This window comes from Paraburkholderia sp. 2C, from assembly GCF_054589215.1.
Genome location: NZ_BAAILL010000004.1, coordinates 23,095 through 31,862, shown reverse-complemented (window position 1 = coordinate 31,862; position 8,768 = coordinate 23,095). Strand labels below are relative to the sequence as shown.

At 60.6% G+C, this 8,768-nt stretch carries 8 protein-coding genes and 1 other RNA gene; 4 read left to right on the top strand and 5 right to left on the bottom strand.

The window, feature by feature from the left end:
• On the top strand, positions 1 to 844 hold an 844-nt coding region (locus tag ACYPXD_RS00175), incomplete at its 5' end, for a group II intron maturase-specific domain-containing protein (RefSeq protein ID WP_459706102.1).
• A gap of 140 nt (positions 845 to 984) precedes the next feature.
• Positions 985 to 1,254 (top strand): hypothetical protein, encoded by a 270-nt coding sequence (locus tag ACYPXD_RS00170; RefSeq protein ID WP_459706101.1) that lies wholly within the window; start codon positions 985 to 987, stop codon positions 1,252 to 1,254.
• A 242-nt stretch (positions 1,255 to 1,496) separates the two neighbouring features.
• Here ACYPXD_RS00170 and ACYPXD_RS00165 read toward each other — a convergent pair whose 3' ends face one another.
• Positions 1,497 to 1,856 (bottom strand): COG4315 family predicted lipoprotein, encoded by a 360-nt coding sequence (locus ACYPXD_RS00165; RefSeq protein WP_459706100.1) that lies wholly within the window; start codon positions 1,854 to 1,856, stop codon positions 1,497 to 1,499.
• Between the two features lie 192 nt (positions 1,857 to 2,048).
• Here ACYPXD_RS00165 and ACYPXD_RS00160 point away from each other — a divergent pair, with 192 nt between their 5' ends.
• Positions 2,049 to 2,381: a hypothetical protein gene (locus tag ACYPXD_RS00160; protein WP_459706099.1), complete on the top strand. Its 333-nt coding sequence runs from the start codon at positions 2,049 to 2,051 to the stop codon at positions 2,379 to 2,381.
• A 153-nt stretch (positions 2,382 to 2,534) separates the two neighbouring features.
• On the opposite strand, the gene ssrA is transcribed toward ACYPXD_RS00160, so the two are convergent.
• The 4 genes from ssrA to ompA form a co-directional block, all read right to left on the bottom strand.
• Positions 2,535 to 2,904, bottom strand: a transfer-messenger RNA (tmRNA) gene (gene ssrA, locus ACYPXD_RS00155).
• 153 nt (positions 2,905 to 3,057) lie between these two features.
• Complete coding sequence (locus tag ACYPXD_RS00150; protein WP_459706098.1) at positions 3,058 to 3,771, bottom strand: HAD family hydrolase; 714 nt, start codon at positions 3,769 to 3,771, stop codon at positions 3,058 to 3,060.
• Between the two features lie 22 nt (positions 3,772 to 3,793).
• Positions 3,794 to 4,492, bottom strand: coding sequence for a bifunctional 2-polyprenyl-6-hydroxyphenol methylase/3-demethylubiquinol 3-O-methyltransferase UbiG (gene ubiG, locus ACYPXD_RS00145; protein WP_459706103.1), 699 nt, complete (start codon positions 4,490 to 4,492; stop codon positions 3,794 to 3,796).
• Between the two features lie 217 nt (positions 4,493 to 4,709).
• Entirely contained in the window at positions 4,710 to 5,357 is a 648-nt protein-coding gene (gene ompA, locus ACYPXD_RS00140) for an outer membrane protein OmpA (protein WP_219799290.1), read from the bottom strand.
• A gap of 612 nt (positions 5,358 to 5,969) precedes the next feature.
• Between ompA and gyrA the strand changes: the two genes are divergently transcribed.
• Complete coding sequence (gene gyrA / locus ACYPXD_RS00135) at positions 5,970 to 8,648, top strand: DNA gyrase subunit A (RefSeq protein WP_459706097.1); 2,679 nt, start codon at positions 5,970 to 5,972, stop codon at positions 8,646 to 8,648.
• Positions 8,649 to 8,768 lie beyond the last annotated feature (120 nt).

Below are 8,768 nucleotides of genomic sequence, written 5' to 3'. Positions count from 1 at the left end.
TGACTCGAAAGAGGTGCTGGAAAGCGAGATCAGGCCTTGGGTGGAAGCATTCCTTGCTGTTCGGGGACTGCAACTGTCGGAGGAGAAAACGCGGATTACCCACATCGACGACGGCTTCGATTTCCTGGGGTGGAATTTCCGGAAGTACTCGGGAAAGCTACTCATCAAGCCGGGCAGGAAGAACGTGCAGACGTTCTACCGCAAGGTGGCGGATACGATCAGCGGTAACAAGACGGTGAAGCAGGAGGATCTGATCCGCCTGTTGAACCCGATGCTACGGGGCTGGGCGCAGTATCACAGTCCGGTGGTTGCCAAGCAGGCGTACAGCCGCATGGAGTATCTGATTTTCCAGAGACTCTGGCGGTGGTCAAAGAGGCGGCATCCTAACAAGAACGCGAACTGGGTGAGAGCGAAGTACTTCCATTCGGTCGGCGAACGCAGTTGGGTGTTTGCTACTTCAATGGTTCGAGAGGACGGCAGCAAAGGGTTGCTTGAGTTATATCCGATCAGCAGTACGATCATCAGGCGACACGCGAAGATCAAAGGGGACATTAATCCTTTTGATCCTGAGTGGGAGCAGTACGGCGAGCAGTTGCGGCAGGGGCGCATGAAGGACTCGATGCGATACCGGAAGCAATGGGTCACGCTGTACCTGTCACAGAACGGCAATTGTGCGTACTGTGGCAGTGCCCTGACGGACGACACGGGCTGGCACGACCATCATCTTGAGTACCGGATGCATGGCGGGTCGGACGCACTGTCCAACCGGGTGTTGCTCCATCCTTACTGCCACCAGCAGGTACACGCCAACGGCGTTGTTGTAACTAAGCCGGTCTTGCATTAGCAGGACTTTGTTTTGTAGGCTCGAGCTGTATGCGGGGAAACTCGCACGTACAGTTCCTAGGGGGCCCCTTTTCCGGAAGGAAAGGGGGCTACCCTACTATTTCACCTCGTGCGCGGTTTATACGCCGCGCTGAACCCGCCATGAAATATCTGATTCAGACCATCGTCGCCACCGCCTCGGCGGGCGCATTGCTCGCGACCGTTTCCGTCGCTTTCGCGCAAAATTCGCCGGGCGTGCCCGGTGGCATCCTGTCGGACGATTTCCATTTCCAGGAGCATCCGCAGATGCAATTTGCGGCGTCGGCGCCTTCGAAGAAGTACCAGCGCGGCGCGCCGTCGCAACTGCGCAAGCGCGGAGACAACGGCGATCCGGATGGCTGCAACCTGAAGTGTCCGGACGACCCGCAGTAAGCGGTATTCCCCGTTCTCGCGGTCTTCCACTTCCGCGTATTTGCCGGGGACTTGCTTGCGGGGCGCGTTCCCGCATTCCCTCATCCGGGAATTCTCGGAATTCCCGGAATTCCCGGAATTCCCGGCTTCCGGCCGGGTTCGTCGACTGACTTACGCTGGGCCCGGGTAATCCGTCGGACGACGCTACTGCTGCTGCGGCGCCGCCAATCGGGTCTGGCGGCGCCGCTCAATCTCAACTTGCGTTACGGCTTTGCGATGTGCCACACGTCGCGGAAATTGTCGCCAGCCGTGTCGCCGGGCTTCTTGTCGTCGGCGAAGCGATACAGCGGGTGACCCTTGTAGACCCACTGCGGGACGCCGTCAGTGTTCTTGATAATCGTCCAGTCTCCCGTCGGCTTGTCGCCCGCGGCCGGCTGCGCGGCCGGCCACTTCTTCGAGCATGCGCCGCTGCAGGCGCTTTGGCCGGGCGTCGTGTCCTTGTCGAACGTGTACAGCGTGTACCCCTCTGAGTCGACCAGACGGCCATCCATTGTCTTGGGCACGTCGGCGAATGCCGTTTGCGAGATCGCGACAGCGGCGATGAGGAGAAGAGTCTTGCGCATGATGCTGCTCCTGTTTTGAACGTTGTGTACTGGAGTGTATGCGTTGAACGTATGCGTTGAATGACTGGCACGCGCCGGTTTGAGGCGACGTGCGGGCAAATAAACGAACGATGGCGTGCGATTATTCCAGCCACCTCCCACTATAGTTCGCAATTAGCGGAAGGCTGAACCGTTGCGCATCATCTATGCGCATTGGAGCGCGATTACGCGGTTTTCGGCTTTGCGGCGATGACGGATCCGCGAAAAATCCGAAAAATCATGTCGATATTTTTGAACCCGGTTAAACAACGTCGAGCAGCATTTTCTGCGATAAAAGCGACGCCTATGATGGCCGAGGTTCGCCAACGCATTTTTCGGCGAACCGAATTGATCCTAATCCATTATTGGCGGGTATTTGACACGCAGAAAATCGATCGTAAGCAGCTCGTGAAATCCTGCATCGCGGGCGGCTCCAATAAAGGCGGTACCTATTCGACGATGTTCGTCAACAATAACAATGTGATTCCTTTCATCATGCGCTGCTAAATACCACGCTGCGTCGAGTGGATGTGAAAACGGCCCCGAAAGGGGCCGTTTTATGTGAATACCCGAGACGCTCGGGCTACGCATGTTTTACATCGCACGTGTGAGACAGGAAACACACGCAAAAGACACGCAAAACACACGCACGAAAAATTGTGGTGGAGGCGGCGGGAATCGAACCCGCGTCCAGTAGCGCTCTACGACCAGTTCTACATGTTTAGTTCTGTCATTTGATTTAACCGTAGTGACGCGGACGAACACGCTGCACGACGGCGATTCACTAGATTTTCGACCCGGGCGTCGTGACGCCACCAAGGCTTAACTGACGTAAATGACCTCTGGCGGTATTGCTACCGGTCTTGCGACGCTAGCCCGTCAGTGAGCCAGGCAGAGGACGGCGGCCCTTAGGCTGCCAGTGCGAACGTATCGTCGTTTGCAGTTACGTTTTTCCCATTGATTAACGAGGTGACGGGTCCTCGACATGCCCTGACCGCTTCACAACCCCTGTCGAAACCAGGTCGCCCCCACGGTAGAGAGCCCCTCAACTGCGGGCCAGCAGCAATTTTACAATAGGCGGGGTGTCACGTCACCGACATATCGTCGCGCGAGGCGAGATAGTGAATCGCCCCCATCGTTTTGCGACGTCGCGGTCTGCCTTGGCAGCTTCGCCTGCCTCGGCCTAGCTGATGTCGCGCAACAGCTTCTGCAACTCCGCTGGCGACTGGATCACATGTTTCGCGTGCCATTGCGTCGGCGGCAGATCGGTGCCGCAATAGCCGTATGCGGCGGCAACGGTAACCATGCCTGCCGCAAAACCCGCTTGCACGTCGCGCAGATCGTCGCCGACATAGACGATGCGCTCCGGTTGCAGATTCAGCTCTCGCGCGGCATGCAGCAGCGGTGCGGGGTGAGGTTTCGAATGCGGTGTCGTATCGCCGCTGACCACGCAGCCCGCGCGCGTGTCGAGCCCCAGTTGCGCAATGAGCGGCTCGGTCAGCCGCGCCACCTTGTTCGTCACGATGCCCCAGCGTACGCCTCGCTCGTCGAGCTCATCGAGCAACTCGCCGATGCCGGGGAAAAGGGTGGTCTCGATGCAGAGATCGGCTTCGTAGTTGGCGAGAAACTCCTCGCGCATCGAGGCGAATTCGTGATCCGCCGGGCCGACGCCGAAACCGCCCGCCAGCAGGCCGCGCGCGCCGGCCGACGCCAGCGGCCGCAACTGGTCGAGCGGCACCATCTCGAGCCCGCGATCGACGCGCATCTTGTTGACCGCGGCAGCGAGGTCGGGGGCGGTGTCGGCAAGCGTGCCGTCGAGATCGAACAGAATGCCCTGGCAAAGGCCGAGCGACGTATCGTCGTCTTCGCGTTGCGGCAGAGGAGTGGGATCGCTCATGGAGGTGCGGGGCAGGGGTTGATCAGGCGTCGCGGCGGCACGCGAGCATGTAGTTGACGCTTGAGTCCGTGGACAGCGCAAAGCGCTTGCCGATCGGGTGATAGACGACGCCCTTGATTTCGACCGTGGTCAGGCCTGCGGCGCGCACGAAGCCGGCCAGTTCGGACGGGCGGATAAAGCGCGCGTAGTCGTGCGTGCCTCGCGGCAGCATCCGCGCGATGTACTCGGCGCCGATCACCGCGAACAGATACGACTTCACGTTGCGGTTCAGCGTCGAGAAAAACACCCAGCCACCGGGCTTCACGAGCGTCTTGCACGCTGCGACGACTTGCGAGGGGTCCGGCACGTGCTCGAGCATTTCCATACAGGTCACCACGTCGAAGCTTGCCGGATCGCGCGCCGCCAGCGCTTCCGCGGCGATCTCCTCGTATTCGACGTTGACGCCGCTTTCGAGGCTATGCAGGTCGGCGACGCCGAGCGCTTCGCGCGCCAGATCGATGCCTTTCGCCGATGCGCCGAGGCTGGCCATCGATTCCGTCAGAATGCCGCCGCCGCAACCGATGTCGAGCACGCGCTTGCCTGCGAGACGCGCATGCCCGTCGATCCAGCCGAGCCGAACCGGGTTCAGTTCGTGAAGCGGTTTGAATTCGGCGTTGGGGTCCCACCACCGGTGCGCGAGATCGCTGAATTTCTGCAGTTCGTGGGGATCGGCATTGGTCATGTTCATGCGGCCTTGATGGCGGATGAGCAGGGCAACGAGGTCGAGCCCTGAGTATACAGGTCACCGCCAGGTGCAGCAAAAGCGCGTCCAGCATCTCGGGCGCGCATGACGGCGGCCTTACGTGTAAGCGCGGACTGCGGTCTGGCAGCGGTGAGCATCACGATGGATAAAAAAAGCCCCGCCGTGGCGGGGCTTTGATGCTGCGGTAATTTGACGCTTACTGCTTCGAAGTACCGACAACTTCGACTTCCACGCGGCGATCCGGTGCGAGGCAGGCGATAAGTTGCTTGCGGTTCTTCTGGTTGCAACCGTGCGTAACCGGGTCGCGCTTGCCCTTGCCTTCCGTGTAGATGCGGTTGGCTTCGATGCCCTTGCTGACGAGGTATGCCTTCACAGCTTGAGCACGACGCAGCGACAGACGGTCGTTGTACTTGTCGGAACCGATGCGGTCGGTGTAACCCGTTGCGACGACCACTTCGAGGTTCAGGCCCTGGATCTTCGCTGCGAGGTCATCCAGCTTTTCCTTGCCGGCCGGCTTCAGAACAGCCTTGTCGAAGTCGAACAGCGTGTCAGCCTGATACGTAATCTTCTGGCTCGTGATAGCCGGAGCGACCGGCGCCGGTGCCGGCGGGGTCGGAGCCTGTGCGACGAGTGCGCCGTCGCATTTTGCGTTAGCCGTTGCCGGCGTCCAGAACGCGTCGCGCCAGCAAAGCTCGTTCGTGCCGTTCATCCACACGTATTCGCCGGTGCCGTTCACCCAGTTATCGTTAACTGCCTGTCGCGAGGCCGGCACCGATTGCGCCGACGCCGATGCAGCCATTACCGCGGTAGCTGCAATGAACGCGAGCTTTGAAAGTTTATTCATATTTCTCCTCTCGAAATTGAGATTACCGCAGGTTTACTGCGAGCCTGTTGACTGTAGACACGTCATACATTGCTCGGAGTATAACATCGGTGCGGAACAAAAGACGCGCTGTATAGACTTCGAGCAGTGTCTAACTTTGTGCGTTGGCATTTTGCCATATCGTTCCCTTCCGACGATAAAAAAATCCCTCCCCTATATCCAGCCTCGGTCGAATGTGGTGCATGCGCAACAGAAGCCGCGCGGGGCTTGGCGCGGCATCAGAGGGGAGCAGGAAACGGGCCTGGCGGGCATCGCCAACATGGCTCCGAAATGCACCGCAAATGCGACACCAGGAGCCGTCCGCGTGCATTCCCCTAATAGGTATACGCAGGGGCCTATGCAGGTCCGCAGGCGCGGATGCGCCGCATGGTAGAATCGCGTGATGCGCTGAGATCGCAGCGCCGCCGCGGGGCGCAATCTTTCGGCTTCACTTCGGAACCTTTTCCAAACGTTATCAGTTAACTGCCTGCCGGATGTCCCGGTTTTTCCGGGTGCCGCGGCAGGAACGTAAGCGAAGGTCAGCAAACCCAGCCGCCAGCCGAACCACTGCACCGCAAGTAAACGAAACGGACAATGGATCAATTCGCCAAAGAGACTCTGCCAATCTCCCTAGAGGAGGAAATGCGCCGCTCGTACATCGAATACGCGATGAGCGTGATCGTGGGGCGCGCACTTCCCGATGTCCGCGACGGACTGAAGCCGGTGCATCGCCGCGTGCTCTTCGCGATGCATGAGCTGAATAACGACTGGAACCGGGCGTACAAGAAGTCGGCGCGTATCGTCGGCGACGTCATCGGTAAGTACCACCCGCACGGCGATACCGCGGTCTACGACACGATCGTGCGAATGGCGCAGGATTTCTCGCTGCGCTACATGCTCGTCGATGGGCAGGGCAATTTCGGCTCGGTCGACGGCGACAATGCCGCGGCGATGCGGTACACCGAAATCCGCATGGCCAAGATCGGCCACGAGCTGCTCGCCGACATCGACAAGGAAACCGTCGATTTCCAGCCGAACTACGACGGCAGCGAAAACGAGCCGGCCATTCTGCCGGCGCGCATTCCGAACCTGCTGATCAACGGCTCGTCCGGCATCGCGGTCGGGATGGCCACCAATATTCCGCCGCACAACCTCAACGAAATCGTCGACGCGTGCCAGCATCTGCTGAAGAACCCGGAAGCGACAATCGACGAGCTGATCGAGATCGTGCCGGCGCCGGACTTCCCGACGGCCGGCATCATCTACGGCGTGGCCGGCGTACGCGACGGCTATCGTACGGGGCGTGGCCGCGTTGTCATGCGCGCGCTCACGCACTTCGAGGAAATCGACCGCGGCCAGCGCATGGCGATCATCGTCGACGAGCTGCCGTATCAGGTGAACAAGCGGTCGCTGCTCGAGCGCATCGCCGAGCTCGTCAACGAGAAGAAGCTCGAAGGTATTTCCGATATCCGCGACGAATCCGACAAGAGCGGCATGCGTGTCGTGATCGAGCTGAAGCGCGGCGAAGTGCCCGAGGTCATTCTCAATAACCTGTACAAGGCGACGCAGCTGCAGGACACGTTCGGCATGAACATGGTCGCGCTCGTCGACGGCCAGCCGAAGCTGTTGAACCTGAAGGAAATGCTCACGCATTTCCTGTCGCATCGCCGCGAAGTGCTGACGCGGCGCACGATCTACGAACTGCGCAAGGCACGCGAACGCGGCCACGTGCTCGAAGGTCTCGCCGTCGCGCTCGCGAATATCGATGAATTCATCAGCATCATCAAGGCCGCGCCGACGCCGCCGATCGCCAAGCAGGAGCTGATGAACCGCTCATGGGATTCGTCGCTCGTGCGCGAGATGCTGCAGCGTGCCGAAACCGAAAACTCGGCGGCTGGCGGCCGCGAGGCTTATCGTCCGGAAGGGCTCAACGCATCGTTCGGCATGCAGGCAGACGGGCTCTACCGGCTGTCGGATACGCAGGCGCAGGAAATCCTGCAGATGCGTCTGCAACGCCTCACGGGCCTCGAACAGGACAAGATCATCAGCGAGTATCGCGAGGTGATGGCGCAGATCGCCGACCTGCTCGATATTCTCGCCAGGCCGGAGCGCATTGCTGCGATCATCCTCGACGAACTCACCTCGATCAAGAGCGAATTTGGCGACAAACGCCGCTCGCAGATCGAGATGAACGCCACCGAGCTGAACACGGAAGACCTCATCACCCCGCAGGACATGGTTGTCACGATGTCGCACTCCGGCTACGTGAAATCGCAGCCGTTGTCCGAATATCGCGCCCAGAAGCGCGGAGGTCGGGGCAAACAGGCGACGTCGATGAAGGAAGACGACTGGATCGACTCGCTCTTTATCGCGAACACGCACGACCACATCCTGTGCTTCTCGAACCGCGGCCGCGTCTACTGGGTGAAGGTGTACGAAGTGCCCCAGGGCTCGCGCAATTCGCGCGGCCGGCCGATCGTCAACATGTTCCCGCTGCAGGAAGGCGAGAAGATCACGGTGGTGCTGCCGGTCAAGGAGTTCTCGGCCGACAAGTATGTATTCATGGCCACCGCGCTCGGCACGGTCAAGAAAACGCCGCTCGAACAGTTCAGCCGGCCGCTGCGCAAGGGTATTATCGCGGTCGGCCTCGATGACGGCGACTACCTGATCGGCGCGGCGATCACCGACGGCGAGCACGATGTGATGCTGTTCTCCGATTCGGGCAAGGCGGTGCGCTTCGACGAAAACGATGTCCGGCCGATGGGCCGCGAAGCGCGCGGCGTACGCGGCATGCAACTCGACGAAGGGCAGCAGGTCATAGCCCTGCTCGTGGCGGGCGACGAAAAGCAGTCGGTGCTGACCGCAACCGAAAACGGTTATGGCAAGCGCACGCCGATCACCGAGTACACGCGCCATGGCCGCGGCACGAAGGGCATGATCGCGATCCAGACGTCGGAACGTAACGGCAAGGTGGTCGCCGCGACACTGGTCGTTCCGGAGGCGCAGATCATGCTGATCACCGACACGGGCGTGCTGATCCGCACGCGTGTATCGGAGATCCGTGAAATGGGCCGTGCGACGCAAGGTGTTACACTCATCAGCCTTGATGAGGGCACGAAGCTCTCCGGCCTGCAGCATATCGCCGAGGCGGAAGCCGACGTCGACGGCGACGTTGACGGTACGAACGGCGGCGTGGCCGGCAGTGCGAACGGCGACGTCGACGAAGGTGGCGGTGACGAGGCTCCGGACGGCGACGGCGGCATGTCGAACTGAAGTGCGGGCCGAACTGCGGAGTTGAGTTGAGCCGCGGCGCCAGGCGACGTACCGAGCGGCGAGTCGACCCCCCGGTCTGGCCTGCACGGATGCTTTCCTCGTAACGAGTATGAACCGCAC

Coding starts and splice junctions, on each gene's coding strand:
- gyrA (WP_459706097.1), top strand. CDS start 5,970: ATGGATCAATTCGCCAAAGAGACTCTGCCAATCTCCCTAGAGGAGGAA.
- ubiG (WP_459706103.1), bottom strand. CDS start 4,492: ATGACCAATGCCGATCCCCACGAACTGCAGAAATTCAGCGATCTCGCG.
- ompA (WP_219799290.1), bottom strand. CDS start 5,357: ATGAATAAACTTTCAAAGCTCGCGTTCATTGCAGCTACCGCGGTAATG.
- ACYPXD_RS00150 (WP_459706098.1), bottom strand. CDS start 3,771: ATGAGCGATCCCACTCCTCTGCCGCAACGCGAAGACGACGATACGTCG.
- ACYPXD_RS00165 (WP_459706100.1), bottom strand. CDS start 1,856: ATGCGCAAGACTCTTCTCCTCATCGCCGCTGTCGCGATCTCGCAAACG.
- ACYPXD_RS00170 (WP_459706101.1), top strand. CDS start 985: ATGAAATATCTGATTCAGACCATCGTCGCCACCGCCTCGGCGGGCGCA.